General features: G+C 34.5%; 20 protein-coding genes, 1 other RNA gene and 1 pseudogene. 9 read left to right on the top strand and 13 right to left on the bottom strand.

Annotated features, from left to right (window positions below):
* The first annotated feature begins 458 nt into the window (after positions 1-458).
* The 4 genes from ACVWXS_RS21785 (at position 459) to ACVWXS_RS21770 (ending at position 2,983) form a co-directional block, all read left to right on the top strand.
* The gene (locus tag ACVWXS_RS21785) at positions 459-1,640 is read left to right on the top strand and encodes a NupC/NupG family nucleoside CNT transporter (RefSeq protein WP_456960124.1); all 1,182 of its coding nucleotides are present in this window, start codon (positions 459-461) and stop codon (positions 1,638-1,640) included.
* Between the two features lie 401 nt (positions 1,641-2,041).
* A complete protein-coding gene (locus ACVWXS_RS21780; protein ID WP_456960123.1) occupies positions 2,042-2,521 on the top strand; it encodes a DUF2975 domain-containing protein in 480 nt (159 codons plus the stop codon).
* An 8-nt stretch (positions 2,522-2,529) separates the two neighbouring features.
* Positions 2,530-2,739, top strand: a complete 210-nt coding sequence (locus ACVWXS_RS21775; RefSeq protein WP_456960122.1) for a helix-turn-helix domain-containing protein — start codon at positions 2,530-2,532, stop codon at positions 2,737-2,739.
* 25 nt (positions 2,740-2,764) lie between these two features.
* Positions 2,765-2,983: a DUF3955 domain-containing protein gene (locus tag ACVWXS_RS21770; RefSeq protein ID WP_456960121.1), complete on the top strand. Its 219-nt coding sequence runs from the start codon at positions 2,765-2,767 to the stop codon at positions 2,981-2,983.
* Between the two features lie 110 nt (positions 2,984-3,093).
* Here the strand turns inward: ACVWXS_RS21770 and ACVWXS_RS21765 are convergent, their stop codons facing one another.
* The gene (locus ACVWXS_RS21765; RefSeq protein ID WP_456960120.1) at positions 3,094-3,648 is read right to left on the bottom strand and encodes a delta-aminolevulinic acid dehydratase; all 555 of its coding nucleotides are present in this window, start codon (positions 3,646-3,648) and stop codon (positions 3,094-3,096) included.
* 355 nt (positions 3,649-4,003) lie between these two features.
* Here ACVWXS_RS21765 and ACVWXS_RS21760 point away from each other — a divergent pair, with 355 nt between their 5' ends.
* From ACVWXS_RS21760 to ACVWXS_RS21750, 3 genes and pseudogenes are all read left to right on the top strand, one after another.
* Entirely contained in the window at positions 4,004-4,138 is a 135-nt protein-coding gene (locus ACVWXS_RS21760; RefSeq protein WP_285399732.1) for a hypothetical protein, read from the top strand.
* A gap of 966 nt (positions 4,139-5,104) precedes the next feature.
* Positions 5,105-5,499 (top strand): annotated as a pseudogene (locus tag ACVWXS_RS21755) (transposase); the annotation flags it as partial.
* A 222-nt stretch (positions 5,500-5,721) separates the two neighbouring features.
* Positions 5,722-6,033, top strand: a complete 312-nt coding sequence (locus ACVWXS_RS21750; RefSeq protein ID WP_456960128.1) for a terminase large subunit — start codon at positions 5,722-5,724, stop codon at positions 6,031-6,033.
* Positions 6,034-6,450: 417 nt separating this feature from the next.
* On the opposite strand, the gene ACVWXS_RS21745 is transcribed toward ACVWXS_RS21750, so the two are convergent.
* The 5 genes from ACVWXS_RS21745 to ssrS form a co-directional block, all read right to left on the bottom strand.
* Positions 6,451-6,771 carry a hypothetical protein gene (locus ACVWXS_RS21745; protein ID WP_427523647.1) on the bottom strand — a complete coding sequence of 107 codons (321 nt, stop codon included), beginning with the start codon at positions 6,769-6,771 and terminating at the stop codon, positions 6,451-6,453.
* Positions 6,772-6,925: 154 nt separating this feature from the next.
* Entirely contained in the window at positions 6,926-7,513 is a 588-nt protein-coding gene (locus ACVWXS_RS21740; RefSeq protein WP_456960119.1) for a hypothetical protein, read from the bottom strand.
* A gap of 16 nt (positions 7,514-7,529) precedes the next feature.
* Entirely contained in the window at positions 7,530-7,895 is a 366-nt protein-coding gene (locus tag ACVWXS_RS21735; RefSeq protein WP_456960118.1) for an RNase A-like domain-containing protein, read from the bottom strand.
* A gap of 69 nt (positions 7,896-7,964) precedes the next feature.
* Positions 7,965-9,080: an RNase A-like domain-containing protein gene (locus ACVWXS_RS21730; RefSeq protein ID WP_456960117.1), complete on the bottom strand. Its 1,116-nt coding sequence runs from the start codon at positions 9,078-9,080 to the stop codon at positions 7,965-7,967.
* A 607-nt stretch (positions 9,081-9,687) separates the two neighbouring features.
* Positions 9,688-9,880: non-coding RNA, 6S RNA (ssrS, locus tag ACVWXS_RS21725), on the bottom strand.
* 249 nt (positions 9,881-10,129) lie between these two features.
* Here ssrS and ACVWXS_RS21720 point away from each other — a divergent pair.
* Positions 10,130-10,468, top strand: coding sequence for a zinc ribbon domain-containing protein YjdM (locus tag ACVWXS_RS21720; protein ID WP_456960116.1), 339 nt, complete (start codon positions 10,130-10,132; stop codon positions 10,466-10,468).
* Between the two features lie 101 nt (positions 10,469-10,569).
* Here ACVWXS_RS21720 and ACVWXS_RS21715 read toward each other — a convergent pair whose 3' ends face one another.
* Entirely contained in the window at positions 10,570-11,082 is a 513-nt protein-coding gene (locus ACVWXS_RS21715; RefSeq protein WP_456960115.1) for a zf-HC2 domain-containing protein, read from the bottom strand.
* Between the two features lie 333 nt (positions 11,083-11,415).
* Entirely contained in the window at positions 11,416-12,054 is a 639-nt protein-coding gene (locus tag ACVWXS_RS21710) for a YfbR-like 5'-deoxynucleotidase (RefSeq protein WP_285399723.1), read from the bottom strand.
* A 423-nt stretch (positions 12,055-12,477) separates the two neighbouring features.
* Here ACVWXS_RS21710 and ACVWXS_RS21705 point away from each other — a divergent pair, with 423 nt between their 5' ends.
* Positions 12,478-12,918 carry a hypothetical protein gene (locus tag ACVWXS_RS21705; protein WP_456960114.1) on the top strand — a complete coding sequence of 147 codons (441 nt, stop codon included), beginning with the start codon at positions 12,478-12,480 and terminating at the stop codon, positions 12,916-12,918.
* A gap of 54 nt (positions 12,919-12,972) precedes the next feature.
* Here the strand turns inward: ACVWXS_RS21705 and ACVWXS_RS21700 are convergent, their stop codons facing one another.
* From ACVWXS_RS21700 to ACVWXS_RS21680, 5 genes are all read right to left on the bottom strand, one after another.
* On the bottom strand, positions 12,973-14,817 hold the full coding sequence (locus ACVWXS_RS21700; RefSeq protein ID WP_456960113.1) for an FtsX-like permease family protein: 1,845 nt from the start codon (positions 14,815-14,817) through the stop codon (positions 12,973-12,975).
* On the bottom strand, positions 14,807-15,568 hold the full coding sequence (locus tag ACVWXS_RS21695) for an ABC transporter ATP-binding protein (protein WP_456960112.1): 762 nt from the start codon (positions 15,566-15,568) through the stop codon (positions 14,807-14,809). Before ACVWXS_RS21695 ends, ACVWXS_RS21700 begins: the two co-directional genes overlap by 11 nt.
* Before the next feature lie 108 nt (positions 15,569-15,676).
* A complete protein-coding gene (locus ACVWXS_RS21690) occupies positions 15,677-16,657 on the bottom strand; it encodes a sensor histidine kinase (protein ID WP_456960111.1) in 981 nt (326 codons plus the stop codon).
* On the bottom strand, positions 16,654-17,343 hold the full coding sequence (locus ACVWXS_RS21685) for a response regulator transcription factor (protein WP_456960110.1): 690 nt from the start codon (positions 17,341-17,343) through the stop codon (positions 16,654-16,656). The genes ACVWXS_RS21690 and ACVWXS_RS21685 overlap by 4 nt, the downstream gene beginning before the upstream one ends.
* Before the next feature lie 29 nt (positions 17,344-17,372).
* Positions 17,373-17,528, bottom strand: coding sequence for a hypothetical protein (locus ACVWXS_RS21680; protein WP_456960109.1), 156 nt, complete (start codon positions 17,526-17,528; stop codon positions 17,373-17,375).
* Positions 17,529-17,707 lie beyond the last annotated feature (179 nt).

The following is a 17,707-nucleotide window of genomic DNA, read 5'->3' as shown; positions in this document are numbered from 1 at the left end:
TCAGCGGCAAATGTTTTATCTGTGCGAAAGCGAAGCGACAGCAACAAAGCGCCCAGTCGGAACGGAAATCAACCACACGTTATGGTGATGAGCCTGAAAATTGGTAATTGATACGGATTATGGAATATTATACTTAAACGAACGGAACATATTTGTTTTAATATTACTTATTTGAGTTTTCTTTAAACGGTGGACATAATATATCAAAAATTTCACACAATAAAGAAGGTTCTAACATGATGAAAGTGATTACATATTTTTTTTCTATTAACTATTGAATAGGTAGTTAAAAAACTGTATAGTGAAATTGTTTGTCTGACGTCTGACTACTTTTTTAAATTAAGATCTATGACTGTTTCTTCAAGTTTCGATATTGAAACATAAAGAAGCGAAAGAATGGCTTTGTAGTTTTGGGGTCGAACGTCTAAAAATTATTATTGAAATTTATGGAGGAACTTATGAGATACTTAATATCCATTTGTGGATTGCTACTTGTTTTTGGTTTAGCTCTGATAATGAGTAAAAACAAGAAAGAAATAAAATATAAAAACATAGTTCTTATGTTAATCATCCAATTTGTATTGGCAGTAGTACTGCTAAATACAAAATTTGGTTATGTTCTAATCAAAGGAATAACAAATGTATTTGATCATTTATTGTCTTACGCAAATACTGGCGTATCATTTGTTTTTGGAGGTGTACTGAATGAAGGAGAATTTTCCTTCTTTCTAGGTGTATTATTACCGATTATCTTTATATCTTCATTGATAGGGATCTTGCAGTATTTTAAAATTCTTCCTTTCTTCATGAAATGGATAGGTTTATTTTTAAGTAAAGTAAGTGGTATGGGGAAATTGGAATCATATAATGCTGTTGCCTCTGCGCTGGTAGGCCAATCGGAAGTATTCATTACTGTAAAAAAACAATTAGATAAGATTTCTCCACAGCGAATGTATACATTATGCGCTTCAGCAATGTCTACCGTTTCTATGTCAGTTGTTGGAGCATATATGACGATGATTGAACCAAAATATGTTGTAACGGCGATTGTATTGAACTTGTTTGGTGGATTTATTATTGCTTCAATCATTAATCCGTATAGCGTAGAAGAAAGTGAAGATATCTTAACGATTGAAGATGAACATAAGCAAACTTTCTTTCAAATGCTTGGCGAATATATCTTGGATGGATTTAAAGTAGCTGTTATTGTTGGAGCTATGCTAATTGGTTTCGTAGCATTAATGGATTTAATCAATTCACTATTTGAAATGAGTATCGGTATATCTTTCCAAGAATTATTGGGTTATATCTTTGCACCAGTAGCTTTCCTAATGGGTGTACCATGGGTAGAAGCTATTACTGCCGGAGGAATTATGGCAACCAAATTAGTAACGAATGAATTCGTTGCAATGGCAAGCCTTGGAGAGGTAGCTAAGTCTATGAGTGCACATACACTGGCTATTATTTCTGTATTTGTTGTATCCTTTGCAAACTTTGCATCGATCGGTATTATTGCCGGAGCAGTAAAAGGTTTGAATGAAAGGCAAGCGGATGTAGTTGCCCGTTTTGGCTTAAAGTTGTTGTACGGAGCAACACTTGTTAGTATCTTAACGGCTACAATTGTTGGTATGGTTATTTAATTTAGAAAAAAGAAGCAGTTGTTCTATATCGATTGTACTTTATAAAATCACAAACGTTTGAGTTTATGCCTTCCACACATCTGTGGAGGGCTTTTTTTTATGCAAAAAGGAATTGTTCAAATGGAAAAATGGATTGCTACAGTATTGGCACAATCATCTCTTTTGCCGTGGATGGTCTAGAAGTGGAGTGACTGTATTAAATCAGCTTTATGGCTATTGACTACATCTCAAGAATTATGGGTGGTATTGTAAACTGTAATTTATTGTGAGCATCTGGTCTTTTGATTTGAATCGCTTATATTATAAAATAATAATTATTTATCGTTTTACAATAAAAAAATATTGACTAAGGATGTTTTTTCGATTATTCTAGCATTAGAAAGTTGAGAAGGCGGTGAAATATGAAGCAGAAGGAATTAGCAAAGTGGTTAAAAATAATTATTGTATTTTGTTGGTTATTTGGTTTGTTGTTCTGTAGCTATGTAGGACCAGAGACAGGGAAGAATATATTGTTAGATTCTGGTTCATTAAAAGAGGTATATAAACCTTTCATTGCTTTTATTTGGGTAACTGGCATTCCTTACTTTTTTTCTTTATGTATAGGTTGGAGTATCTGTTCAGATATTAATATAGGTAACGATTTCACATTAAAAAATGCAAATAGGTTAAAACGTATAACTGTTTTAGCAATGACAGAAGGAGTTTTATATGTCATCGCGCTGCTTTATATATTTATTAGTGGGAACTACAATACTAATCTTTTAATGATTCTTTTGCTTATTCTATTTTTTGCAGTAGTTATTGCTGTATTCACTTCTTTACTTTCTTATTTGATGGGTAAAGCAAGTGAACTTAAACAGGATAACGAATTAACGATTTGAGGTGTAACATGGTTATCGTGGTTAATCTTGATGTGATGCTGGCAAAAAGGAAAATGAGTGTTACGGAATTATCGGAAAAACTGGGTATCACAATGGCAAACGTCTCGATTCTAAAAACTGGAAAAGCAAAAGCTATCAAATTTTCAACATTAGAAAAAATATGTGAAGTATTAGACTGCCAACCAGGTGATATCTTGGAATATCAAAAAAATAATTAAACTAATTTTAATGGAGGAAGATATGATGAAAACAAAATATGTAATTGCAACTACACCAATTCTTTTAGGAGTAATCTGTTTTATTGCGAAGGCAATCATTGGGAGTAATGTAGCTGCAGATGGCACTTTAGAAGAACCTTTCTTCTTGATTCCAATTGGATTTTTATTATTCTTCTTAGGGATTGTGTCACTAGCAGGTGTGGTATTGATTTCAATGTTTAAGAAAACACAAATTTCAAACTAAAAAAGTTAATTTTTGTATAAAAGTCTACTAACCGTCTAAAAAAATAACCAGGCGCTCATCGTGAATACCTGGTTATTTTTTGTATGTCATTTAGATATAAAAGATATGTTTTACGATAAATAAAGTTGATACATTGAAGTGTCTTCATCCAAAGGTTTTGCAATGTCAAAAGCTTCTTGCTGAGTTTTATTATTATTAATTATTTCATACATAAATCGTATTAAAAACATTAGATTTGCATTGCCGTCTATGTAATCGTTTGGAGCGATATAAGAATGACAGCCACTTTTTAAGAATGCCGATGCTAATTGTTCAACGCCTAATGTACAGCCTGCAGCGATAACTTTTATATCATTTAATTTTGAATAACGCATGACTTCCTCAGGACCAAAAAATTCCCCGCGGGGCTCGTTTCTTTCATAAACATCTTCTCCTAGCTCATTCATACATAATCTTCCTTCATCACCATGGAAATTTAGAATTAAATAATCGATCTTTTCATCTCGATCTTCTCCAGATAACAAATCAATAAGATCATTTGGTCTGCCTATCCAATGTACTGTAACTCTTGCTCCAAAGTACTCAAGGGTCGAACGTAAGGCATGCGCTTCCATACCTGTATTTGGACCAACTGCTAAACTAACATATAATTCTGGTTTACTCATTCCGATAACTCCTTTCGTTATATTACCTTTTGTAAAAAACAATGGATATATAACAATATTTTACAACTATAAATTATAATTGTTTGGAAATTATTTAACAAATAATTGCGCGCATAAATATGAAACTTAGGAGACAAAAGTACATAAAAAATTGATAACCTTACTTAATCCGTTAGTACGTTAAGAGCCGTATTTGTTAGGGTCAATAGAAAGGCTATAGGGCGTTTAAGTAATAAATCTAATAAATCATCATATATAGAAGGAACAGCATATAAATCTTAATGAGCGTGATAGTCGTACACAAATAGACCAAATATAGAAAATTGCTGGGATGGTAGAGAGGGGAGTAGAAGATATGGAAGAACAAAAACAAATGACTATGTATGATATTTTAGAACAACCAATTAAAAAGCCTTCCACAGATGTTAATAAGACTGTTGATAAGAAATTAAAAGGCCCTCGTAAAAAAGGGTATATTGTTCGGAGATAGTATTAATATGTGTTAAGTTATAGCTTTAATTAACACTAGTATTGATGCCAAATGGGTAGTGCAATAATATCAAGGTGTTACTTTGAGAGTTATTTTGCATCTTTAAGAGCTGTTTTGCACTGTAAATAAATATAAAAAGTCCAATTTCTCAACATTTAAACTAAGAAATTGGACTTTTATCATTACTTTAGAATAGCACCCGATTGTAGAAAATATTGAAAAATACGATGACTGTAAAATAACTCCACAGTCATTTTGCTAAAGCTTCTTTTGGTTTAATAAGGAAATTTTAAGAACCAACTTCCTAGTCCCAATCCATATAAAAACTCACCTTTAGCTTTTCTTGCCCACAACTTGGACAATCTAGAACATCACTTTGATTAATATCAACTAAAGGCTTTGGCGGCATTTGAGTATTACATCGAGGACAAGTATGAGTGTTCGTGTAAGATTGGGTTCCTGACTTTATATGTAAGTGTACTTTATTTAGTAGGTAACAACACTTCTGACAAACATATAGACCATCATAGCATTCAAAAGATGTTTCCTTGTTATTAATAAACTCTCTGATGTATTGCCGACCTTCTTCTTCCTCATACCATTCTAAAATCGAACTCAAGTTTATATACCTAAATCCAATTCCTAAAAAAACATTTTGATTGTAAGAGCAATGTCTGCAGTTCAAATTACAAGATTCTCCCATAAATCTCAAATACCTCTCTTGTCCAGTTTAGATGAAAAACAATACAGAGGAATTTTAACACATAAGCAGATTTTAAAGATGTAATTCCATAAAATGGATCTAACCTTGAGATAGACACAATCATTTTTAAATAATCGTGCTCGATTGTTGAAAAAAAAGCTGGGACAAAACCCATCTCTTTAAATTTTTTTCATAAAAAAATAAGGACCACTTCTGATAAAATTAAGTCACCACAACAAAATTATACAGAAAGAAGAATCCTTATGTTTAAAGATTATAACATGAATCAATTAGTTTTGCCTTTAGATTTAGAAGTGAAGTTACAAAAGAATGATATTGCCTTAGATGTCCACCATTTAATCGAAAGTATCCCGCCCGAAGCGTTTGAACCATTCCTTCGAAATGAGGGCTGTCCTGCCTAACATCCACTCATGATGCTTAAAATTATCTTATGTGCCTACACGCAATCTGTCTTCTCAGGGCGCAAAATTGAAGCGCTTTTAAAAGATAGTCTTCGGATGATGTGGCTAGAGCTCAAGGGTATGAACCAACCTATCGCACAATCAACCGATTCCGTATCCAACCAGAGGTGAAAGAGTTGATTCGTCAATGCTTCGTTCAATTCCGCTGTCAGCTGGTACAGGAAGAATTAATTGAACGCTGGGGCTTAGATTATCGTCCGAGATGCAGACGCAAAACGCCATGCTGTAACCAATACTATGCTATGTGGGCTGATCCGCAGCACTATACTGAAGAATCAGAAATCAATGATAGCCTTCATTTACAATTACGCCACTTCATAACAGCGCATAAACAGGCTACGAAAGCTTTTAAGAGATGGCAAATGACAACAAATTGCATTGGGGGGTAGAAATTATTCATTGCAGACAGTGCTGAACCGAAAAGTATAGAGGAAATTAGACGATATGGCATAAAAAGAATTGTGAAGGCAGACAAGGGACCTGACAGCGTGAAAGCCGGGATTCAATTTTTGCAACAGTTTAAGATTATTATTCACCCATCTTGTACCAATGCTATTAATGAGTTTAGCAACTATACATGGGCAAAGGATAAAGAAGGTCAGCTTATACACTTAATTGACGCTCTACGCAACAGCATGGAACCAATAAGAAAACGTATGCCGAAAAGGCGAAACGGAAAGGAGCTAACGAGACATGACTTTATCGTATGACAAATTGAAATTGGCAATCACTGATCTACGCAGAGAAGAGATTAAACATTGTAAAAGTGAATAATCCAACATTCAACGATGCTGCAGCCGAATGCATTAAAACCCTCGAACGTTATTATGTAGCCAATGAATCAGATATATAACGCTTCCAAGAGTCTATGCAGCGGATTAAAAGAGCAAGGAGTGAAACGACCATGGGTAAACAACAGCAGCCGAAAGTTATTATTTTGCGTGAGAATGATACCAAGCCAAGGAGTACGGAAAAAGAGGATATTGTCATTCGCGTGGTTCCGAAAAAGGGGAAAAGTTAGTTTGGTAGCTGATTAATCAGATGTGAGAGCAATCGAGGTGGGTAAGAAAGAAACATTAAAGACCAAGATAGCTTAATTGCCGTCTTGGTCATTTTCTAATCTAAGATTAAAAATTTACATAACTAACTTCATCACTGTCTGGGTCATAATATTGAAAATCTCTTATTCCGTGTTTTTCCTGTAAGTATTCTTTTACTATTTCTATATGTTTACCGAAAGTAGGAAATGGAGAGCTTCCGAATCTTATTAAATAAGGTCCTTCTTCAGATATAGAAGCGTATAGTATTTCTTTATCATCGTAGTGAAAATCGACATTCCACCCTCTATAACAAATCAAATAAGTTCCATCGTCTCTTAGTCCGCATTTGTCTTCATAAGGAACGATATTAACATTACATATTTTATTATTTATTAAAAATGAATCCATGTTGCCTTACTCCTTTATAAATTTTATTTGTATAGTGCATTTTAATGGAAATTAATTAAGTACATAGTAATTTTAATACATAGATTGAACTGGCGTATACGGAACCGTACGTACAGTGGTGTGAGAGATCGGCTAGCTAGCCCCCTACCCGATATTATGATAATTTCTCCATAACTTCTTGAATAAAAGAATCTCTATATTCAGATTCAAAAATAGAAACACCTTCTTTATTCGAAATTTGCAGTATTTCTTCAATTTTTGTTTCATCATTCTCTTTAAAGGCCTTTTCAACATATTGCAAATCCTGCTTGAAATGTTGAATAAATGTATCCCCTTCTCTTTGAATATCAATAGTAATAAAGTCAAAAGATAAAAATGTTTTCGTTGGAATAATAATTGTATCAAACGTATAAGTTAGAGCTTTCAAAGGAATATAAGAAATGTCTTCTTTATATTCATATTTCTCGATAAGAGGTAAAATTTCATTCACTAGTTTTTGTATTTCTTTAACATCATATACTTGGGTAGATTCCAAGTCATTAATATTAATAATATTTTGTATTTTTTCATATTGTTTTTGATTTAACAGTTGTTTAAGATATAGGATTTCTTCTTTGAATTTTAAGCGTTCTTCTCTAGAAACTTTCCTATGATCGATAACTGCATCTTCAAGTTGTTCCCACTCAATCAGTGGGTAAAAATGAGCTTGTAAAAAATACTTAGTTTCATCAAGGTTTTCCATTCGGATTACTCCCTTATTACTTGTTTTCTATTAATGGTGCTGTAAAAATAATGTAAAATCCTTCTTCGTTAAATCCTGATTTTTCCAAAATGATATAACTTTTTGTTAGATCTGTATACTTATGCTTTGTGCGCTGTGAAATACCGTAGCCAATTGGATATTGATGGTTAGATTCTAATCTAATACGTCTACGCGACTCACTGGAGTCTTCCCATAGCCATTGAGCAATTTCTTCACTATGCATATTCAGTATTTCATTGACAGCTTGAATCGCCATATCTCTGTTATAAAAGCAAGTAATATCATTAAAAGAAATTCTTATTTTTCTTTCTAGTTCTTCATTTGGCAAATCATAAAACATTATATCTCTTTTTGATTGCATTCTTTCAACCCCTTTTAAAGCTTATAAAAATTATGTTAATAAACCATAAATAAAACTTCAAGATTTTGATTATTTAACATATGGATATGCTGTTTTCACAATAAAGCCATATTCATTACTATCATCTCTCTGTAGTACTACTACACCTGTATCAAGTTTGTCAGATCTTTTATAATTGCCTTTTCCAAGATATTTGTATCCATATCCTAAAGGGGTTTTAGATTTGTGTTTACTAGAAACAAACTCATCTTTGTTTGTTTTTAACCAAGAAGCAATCTTATCAGCTTCGTCAACTAGAACAGTATTAACAAATTCTTGCATGACTTTATGGCTTGAAAATTTACTAGCCCCTCTTTTAGCTTCGGTTTTAGAACGTTCTTGCATTCTTTCATCTGTAATTTCTACATGGTCTCTTTTTGTGTGTCCATCAAGACCTCTACCTTCAGATGCGTTAACAAGTTTTTTCGTAGCATCTATATTCATATCTCCGATTTTTTTAGCCGTTGTTTTCACTAAAGCATCTTTTAATTTTTTTGTAATAGAGGAACTTAAATCATATTTATCTATAATTACATCAGCAAGTTTTTTTAACTTGGTGAGACTTGGACCAGGAATTAAGTCAGCCAAAGCCCATGCCACATCTTTAACAGATGATTTAGAGTCGGTTAATGTCTCGTAAACATTATAAATGTCTTTTGCAGTACCAATTCCGGGAATAAAATCAGTTGCTATATCAAAAACATTTTCTGCGATATCCATCCATTTATTTGAAGATTTAGCCACATATAGTTGTCTTGATTCATCGGAAATTTCTACTGAATCTAACGATGCTATTCTCACACCGTCCATGCTATTAGTAGAATAGAGATTGTTAATTGTTGTACCACCAATTCTAGATGAATCAACTCCATAAATTATTTGATAATCTGAACTAATATTAGTTGAATTGTAAGAACTTGAATTAGATTCTCTATTAGTAATGTATGACCTTAAACCATTTTCTACTGCAGATCTTGAATCAGTTATAATTTGTGTAGCCCTTTGTGCACTGCCTTTAGATGGATTACTAGTGCTTGAGTTTGATATTCTTTTTGAGGCAATTTCATTTAAACCTTTCGCGAGATTATTAGAATTGTTTGTAACATATGTACTAATTTGTTTAGAACCTGGAATAGTTCGAACCATATACAAAACCACCTATAAATTATTTTTTTGCATTTATTTTGCAATAATTAGTATATGTTACCAAAGTCGCATTGGCAATCTATTTTTTTTGTGTATAAATATGTATATTAAGTGAATTTATTGTCTGTAAGGAACGAATTTCAAATGCCAGGAATACAAACTTTTTCATGAAAATATTGAATCATGTGTAAATTATAAGGGTTATTAAGGTAAGGTCTGTTTCTTTTTAGTATCATATTCATCTTGAGTAAGAATCCCTTCACCAGCAACTACTTGAATTTTATTATTTCATCAGCTGTGCTAATTTGATTTTGTACCACTGGTTGAATATCTTCTTCCTCTTCAGCAATAATTAAAAGTGAAAGCTTCTCGAGATCCTTCGTATCACATTTTGTGTAGAGAAGCCTAATAGTTACATCATAGCTTCACAAAGTAACTACAGCGATGATGAAAAGACTAATGAATGCAATTTTGTGACTAGAGTTATAACGTATTGTTTTAAATTTTTGCACACGATTTGCACACGAAAGAAATTCACATAAAAAAATCACCCTCCAATAATGAAGGGTGATTCGCTTCAAAGCCATGTGGCTAGTAAGATTAAATTTAAAAAGCCGCGTATGCCGTAGTTATTATAGAAAGTTTTAAACCACCACTCCTCAAAGTGGGTGTTCGCAGAAGCTTTCCTGCTTATCCTCATGCACCATGGTGTGAGGCCCGTCATTCCAACTCCAATAATAAAACTCCCTTTTACAGCTTAAAGGTTAAAACTTAATATTGTACGAACAATGCAGCCTTTAAGGATATAATAAAGGATGATAAACAAACTTGCAAGTAAGATGGTTTGTGCAAAAAAGTCAATGGGCAAGTGTTCCAAATCATATAGGACTGGAATGAACATCACCCAAAATACTTGAAACTCCTCCATACATTATTCACAAATGAGAACGAAAAATACGAACAACCTTTGCTAAATAGGATAGATTATGTAAAGATAAGAGCATAAATAGGGTTTACCTAGCAAAAAAAAATAAAAGGAGGAAGCGGAAATGGCAGCTTATCCAAATTGTCCGAAATGTAATTCTGAATACACATATGAGGATGGAAAGAATTTTGTATGTCCAGAATGTGCGCATGAGTGGAGCACAGATGTTACAGAGCAGGAGTCAGATACACTAATTGTGAAGGATGCACATGGCAATCTACTTGCAGACGGTGATTCCGTAACAATTATTAAGGATTTAAAGGTTAAAGGTAGTTCTTCAACATTAAAAATTGGGACAAAGGTGAAAAGCATTCGTCTCGTTGAAGGAGATCACAATATTGACTGTAAAATCGATGGCTTTGGTGCAATGAAATTAAAGTCAGAGTTCGTAAAAAAAGCATAATAACTATAAAAAGAGTCGAGGGAATGAAGAGCCCCAACGAAGGAAACGATGTTGGGATGCTATTCAAAACCGACTCTTTTTTCTTTTTGCAAGATGGCACATTATTTTTTCAGCCTGCGCAACATAATAGCAAAAGCAGCACCGATTAATGCAAAAATAGTATGTAAAATAGCTATGTAGCTAGCTCCAATTAGCAGTGTCCCAATTTCCGTAAAGGAATAGTCGATGACATAGAGTGGATTATTAATATTATTAATGACGGCCCAGACGAAAACAGGCACAAAGCTAATGGCAAAAACGATCCAAATGTTTTTGTAAAAGAAGTAAGTAAGACAACCGAAAATTGCGTAGGATACAACAAAGCTTTTATGATTGCCTAGTAAGGATGAGTTAATGGCAAACATAAAGGATAGCACGATAAAAACAAGATGAAAAAATGTTAATGTACTTTTCATGGGGAATTTATAAACTAGTGACTGCTGTAAAGTAGCGAGCTGACGACAATGCTCACAATTAGCTAAATGTTGTTCAACAAATTCTATAGTACTTGTTTGGAGCGCTTGTTTTTTATACAAAGGTATTAAATCCTCTACAATTGAACATTCCTGTGACAAAAGCTTCCCTCCAATCGATCTCCTTCCATTATACGACTTTTTAACTTCTTTCAGCAGATGAATGCGGGTTTAAGTTAATTTTCAGCGGATGTCACGGAATCGGAAAGGAGTTCACAAAGGATGTTAGCCTAAAATCATCGCATCCATGCGATAACGGCTAACTGACCTGCATCGGTGCTGCTGCCGCTACGTTAGCACTGTGCTTTCGCACAAAAAACATCTGCAGGCCTAAGCACAAAGCCGATTCCAGACGCAATTATACAAGGCATAATTGATATAATAAAAAAAGCCTTCCGTGAGTTAATTCACCGGAAAACTTGTACATGCATCATATTAATTTGATGTTAATACTTCATTTGTCAAAGCTTGAATATCAATATGTGTTTTTTCCTTCACGGCATCCTTCAAAATTTCAGTACGGAAATAGTGAACTGAAGCTTCGAGGGGAATTACTAAAAGCTTGGTAAGAGCTGTTTGATACATATACACAAATTCTTTGTCTGTGTTTCCACGTTTTAATTCAGCAAAGGCTTCATAAAATTGGTCAAGCTTATCAGCAAATTCAAGTAGACGACCTTCTAACGTGCTGTCCTTGCCTTCTTTCATGCGCTCAAAGAAGATAGCCTGAAATTCTTGTGGAATCTCATTAATAATGAATTTCTCCATCATTTTTTCTTCTACATGGGCAAGCATTTGTTTAAGCTCGGGGCTCGCATGCTTTACTGGAGTTTTAATATCGCCGATAAACACTTCAGCAAAGTCATGATTGATGGTTTTTTCATATAACGATTTCCAATTTACAGTAGCTCCATTCATTTCCTCGAGTGTGGCAAAGAACATGGCGTACTGTGATACCTTCCAAGAGTGAGCAGCCACATTATGCTCTTCAAATTTAAAGCGTCCGGGGCAACGAATAATACGCTCTAGGTCATTAAGACTTGTAAAAAATTGATGAATTCCTATAAAAATCACTCCTTCTTGTTCTATATGTGCATGTTACTATAATCCATACCCTCTTTGTGTAGATTTCAAACAATTTTAACAATGATTCAATTTGCGTTTACAAAGGATTCACAATTGCCGGTAAGCCACGCATATGTTGAGTGCTATAATGAGGGGGGGACCGACATCCGCCGGAGGCTTTAGGCCAACACGATGTTGGTCACTCAGGCTTTTTCACAGGATGTGAAGGTCTTAGCCTGAGTTCCTCTATTTCAGCAAATGTCTTCTGTACCGAAAGCGTAGCGGCAGGTACAAGTGTTTGGACACCCACTGAAAAAGTAACTTAAACCCGCATTCATCTCACCACCTAAGAGGTGGGGGACTTCTGTAGCTGACGCTTTGCTTTCGCTACCAAAATACTTGCTGAAAAAAGTTAAAAGGGGAGTATGCACCTTGATTTCAATTTATACACTTCTTCTTTATATACATATTTTAAGTGCCATCCTTTCGATTGGGCCATTGTTTGTAGTTTTACCAATTGTTAAGAAAATGCGTACAGCATCCCATGTTGAGATGTCACCGTATATTGAGGCTTTTAAAGGAGCAATTACAATCGTCAAGCATTCGGGACATGTCCTTGTTGCATCGGGTATTTTATTAATGTGGCATGCGGGCTATCAATGGAGTACCTCGTGGATTGTGCTTACATTTCTTGTATTGCTTGCCTCTATCGTTTTTTTAGCAAGAGCGTTCAAACCGACTTTACGAACATTTAATACACCTGCCTATGATCAGCAAAAGTTTGCTTCATTGTTACATAAGAAAGCATGGATGTACATTTTGTTATTGCTCATCATGTTATGGTTAATGGTAGCAAAGCCTGTACTATGGTAAAGGATTTCTCCATAACAAAGATTCGCACCCTAAGTGGAGTGCGAATTTTTTTTATCAATTGCTAAGTAAACGTTTAAAGTAGTTTTTACGAATAAATAAGTAACTAACGAAGAACAGGATAAAGAAACATACAGAACTCATCAAAGAGACTTTTAAAAATGTGGTTGAAACCATTGTTCGCATAGCAAATAAAGTAACAAACAACATCGTAATCGCTATCGCAAATGGCACAAATATGAGGATTGCCAGCTCCTTAGAAACTACAGTGAATAACTCTTTTTTGGATAAACCAAGCTTCCGTATGCCTAAATACTTTTCTTTTTCCTGGAGAAGTGTCGTTTGTAAATAGAAGTAGAGTAAACTCATAGCGGCACTCAAGAAAATCAAACTCAACATAGAGCCGATAAAGAACATGACACTTTTTACAAACAGTTCTGAGTCATATAAGTCGATTTTTGAAGCTACATACCGTTGCTGAGATATAGTTGGGATCTCTTCAATGATTGTTCTCGCAAGTTCTGTATGCGTTGTCCACTTGTCGAGTTCAAATACATAAGTTTTATAAACAGGGTAGTCGATATTGTTATATAAATGATCGGGTACAATAAAATATGTTTGCTGGAACCCAATGGATAATAAGTTTCTCTCATCTACAGACGCAAGCTTTAAATGCTTAAGATAATGGTCTTCATCAATATTCGTTATTGGTGCTAGTTTATGATTACCAGCGACAGCTATAAATTCATTGTTATTTAAGCTAACGGTTTGATTTTTTAACAGATTATAGTTTGAAACTGACATATAACCAAGTCGTTTATCTTCATTCGATTTAAATTCAATAAAGTATTTTTGCGAATCCACTGTAGATAATTGTTTTTCAAGATATTCAACATCAGCTTTTACCATGCTTGCATCAGCCTTAGGATCTGCGATGTATTGAAAGCTATAGGGATAGTTCGCTTCGCTGTCCTTTGCAACATTATAGTAGGAGCTAAATAAAATGCTTGTACATAAAAATACACCGCTTATTAAAATCGTTATTAAAAATAGCATATTTGCGTGCGACTTCATTTTTGCATTGAGGTTGGAAGCCAGTAACATATTTGTTTTCCGCATATAGGCTGGCGATTTCTCAAAGATTTTTAGCAGGAAGCACATTCCTTGTGAGATGATTAGATAAATTGTAGAAAGAATACTCGCGAAAAACACGATGTAGTAAAGAATACCAAAGCTAACTACAATGTCATGATCAATTTTTAATAAATAGGCTAAAGTGGCGGAAATAGTAATACTAATAATTAATAAAAGATAATGAGATTTTATCGATTTTTCGATGACAATATCACTTTTTAAAAGCTGAATTGACGCTTCTTTATTAATAAATCTTGTCATTATTTTTGAGATAACAACAAATAATACAAGGAATAAACCAACAGTTAAAACGATTGCTTTAATCGGAATATACATACCGAAAGTTTCTGCTTTTAACACAACCTTGGCACCCATTAAGAAGAGTGGTGTAATGACAAGTCCAAGAACGATTGCTGCAATAATCGCCATTACACCAATAAGAATATTTTCACGAAAAACTAGTGTTCGAATTTGTTTCATGGATGCACCGGTAATCATAAAGATGCCTAGTGTTTTTGTTTTTTTCTTCAAAAACGCCATTATGGAGTACGCAATGAAGATAAATGAAAATAAATAGACGAGCATACTCGCTAACATTAATGAAATGCCGAGTGTTGAGTCTGGGTCCATACTATTAAGACTTGGATGAAAAGCGATGACTGTAAATAAAAAGAAAATAATGATAGAAAACATACTGCTAAGGAAATACGAAACATAGGTCCATTTGTCACGTAAAATATTTTGTACAACGATATGATTAAAGCTCATGTTGTCCACCACCTAAAAAAGCAAGCGTGTCCATGATTTCCTGGTAAAATTGTTTACGGTTATTGCCACGATGAATTTCGTTATATAATTTACCATCCTTAATGAAAATGATTCGATTTGCGAAGCTTGCTACATAAGGGTCATGCGTCACCATTAAAATGGCCGTTTTCAGTTCGGTATGAATAGAACTAAATAAGTTCATGACATCATTTACTGCCTTTGAATCGAGATTTCCTGTAGGTTCATCGGCCAACAATAAACTCGGTTCATGAATAACCGCACGTGCAATAGCTACACGTTGTTTTTGTCCACCAGAAATTTCATAAATTCGTTTTGGAAGAAGCTCCTCGATGCCAAGAAATTGAGATATATGTGTAAGTCGTTGATGCATTTTATTGGCAGGTAGACTATCCAGAGTTAGTGGCAATAAAATATTTTCTTTCACTGTTAATGTGTGTACAAGGTTAAAATCTTGAAAGACAAAGCCTAATTCTGAACGGCGGAATTTTGCAAGCTCCTCATCATCTAATGAATAAGGATTTCTACCATTTATAAGAATTTCACCAGCAGTAGGGCGATTGATTGTTGATACGCTATTTAAAAATGTAGTTTTACCACTTCCAGAAGGCCCCATAACGGCTACGAATTCGTTCTCACCAAGTTTAAAATCTATACCATTCAATGCCTTATATGTGATTTCTCCGATATATTCTTTTTGTAGATTGGTTACTTGTAGGATTGAGTTTCCCAACTTTGAACAACTCCCTTACTTCGATTGAATAGCTTAAGTATAAAGAAGGGGCAGCATTTTACCTATTTGGCTATATGACGTCAATATGACAAAGTTGTCATATAATACTCATGATTTTTTCACGCTATTTGAAAAGCCTATAGAAAAGGTAGTGAAGCGTTCGTGGGACTGTAAGGTAAAAGGGTGCTCTAGTGCAGTCAAAATCTTTTTAACCAAATATAAGCCTATACCTGTTGCTTCACCGCTCGTTCTTCCTTTTACACCTGTATAAAAAAGATCAAAGACACGTGAAATTTCGCTATCGGGAATCGTATCTCCGCAGTTTTTAATTTTTAAAATAGCTTCGTCATAAATAATTTGGATGGAACTTTCAGACTCACCGTATTTAATGGCATTATTGATGATTTGATAAAGCACGATTTTTAACCATTTCCGATCTGAATAAATAATATTATTTTCAGCAAGCATCACTTTTGGGAAAACCACTTTGGCAATAAAATAATCCTTTAACTCGTTAATGACCTCCTGAATAATCTCTTTTAATGAGAGTGCCTCTATTTTTAAATCAGCTACTAGATTGGATGTGCGTTCATAAGTTAGCAGCTGGTTGAGGGTAAACGTCAGCTTATCACATTCTTTATTAATAGTTTGCCAGTGCTCGGATTGACTATTTGCATCAGATTGAATAATCAGTTGAATGACCGACAATGGGGTCTTCATTTGATGAGCAAAATGTGAAAGGACAAGCTGCTTTTCTTTTCCTTGCTCCTCTAAAATTTGCTGTTGTGTTAAGTGTAGATATTGCATTTGTCGTAGTTTTTGGCTATAAGCTTGCTCAATCATAGCCTGTGGTTCATACAGATGGAGGTCATCGCTTGTTAATATGCCTTTCTGTAAATGAGCATAGAGCTTTTTTCTACGATAATAACGACCAATTAGCCAAATAATAAATAGAAAGCTAACGAGAAAGATAAAATAAAAATAGTGTGATGATAAATCATCCAATGAATGAATGATCCAAGGTAATAATAGGAAGCTTACACAATAAAGAATAATTACACTTACATGATCTCGAAAGAAAAGCTTCATTCTTCTGCCTCCACTAATTGATAGCCAAGTCCACGAATTGTTTTAATTTCTAAACGGGATTGAATAGCTTCAAACTTTTTGCGAAGCCGACCAATATTAACCGATAAAGTGTTTTCTTCAACGAAGGATTCATCATCCCAAATAGCACTTAACAACTTTTGGCGAGATACAACATTTGGGTAAGCTTCAAATAGTAACTTGCTAAGCTGCATCTCTTTTAACGTTAACAGGCTCTCATGTTCCTCAGTGTGAAGCCGAACAGTATCTGGATTTAATGTAGTATTGGTAATTGTTATAGAATTAGAATCGGAGGAAGCATATTCTCCATATGTACGACGAATTAGGCCGTTCACTTTTGCCATAAATACATCTAGCGAGAAGGGCTTTGTAATAAAATCATCTGCACCATTTTCAATGCCATATACTTGATCAATATCATTCACACGCGCAGATACAATAATAATAGGGCATGTTGACAGCTGGCGGATTTTGCGTGACCAGAAGTACCCATCATAAGTTGGGAGGTTAATATCCATGACTACTAGATGGGGTTGAATAGCTTGAAATTCTTCTGCTATACGGTTAAATTGTTGGACAGTGTAGCATGCAAATTGATATTTCGATAAATGCTCGACAATAAGTTTTGAAATAGTAGCATCGTCCTCTATTATGTATATTTTGTACATAGTATCGACCTTTCTTTATTTATATACTTTTAATGTACCCTGATATTTAAGAATCCATAAATATGGCTCATAATTATAACGTGGGGTTGATTTCCGTTCCGACTGGGCGCTTTGCCGCTGACGCTTCGCTTTCGCGCAGATAAAACATTTGTTGCTGACGCTACGTTAGCACTACGCTTTCGCACAGAGCAAAGCTTCCTGGGGGCGTCCGATGAGCCGCTTCGCTTGCGCTCCAGGGTCTCGGGCCAACATGATGTTGGTCACGAAGGCGTTATCACAGGACGTGATGGTTTTAGCCTTCGTTCCTCTATCGCTGATCCCCGAGGAGTCGCCCAGTCTCCACTCAACTTATATACATGGCATA

It is taken from the genome of Lysinibacillus sp. TE18511 (assembly GCF_054062295.1).
This window is presented reverse-complemented; position numbering and strand designations above follow the sequence as displayed.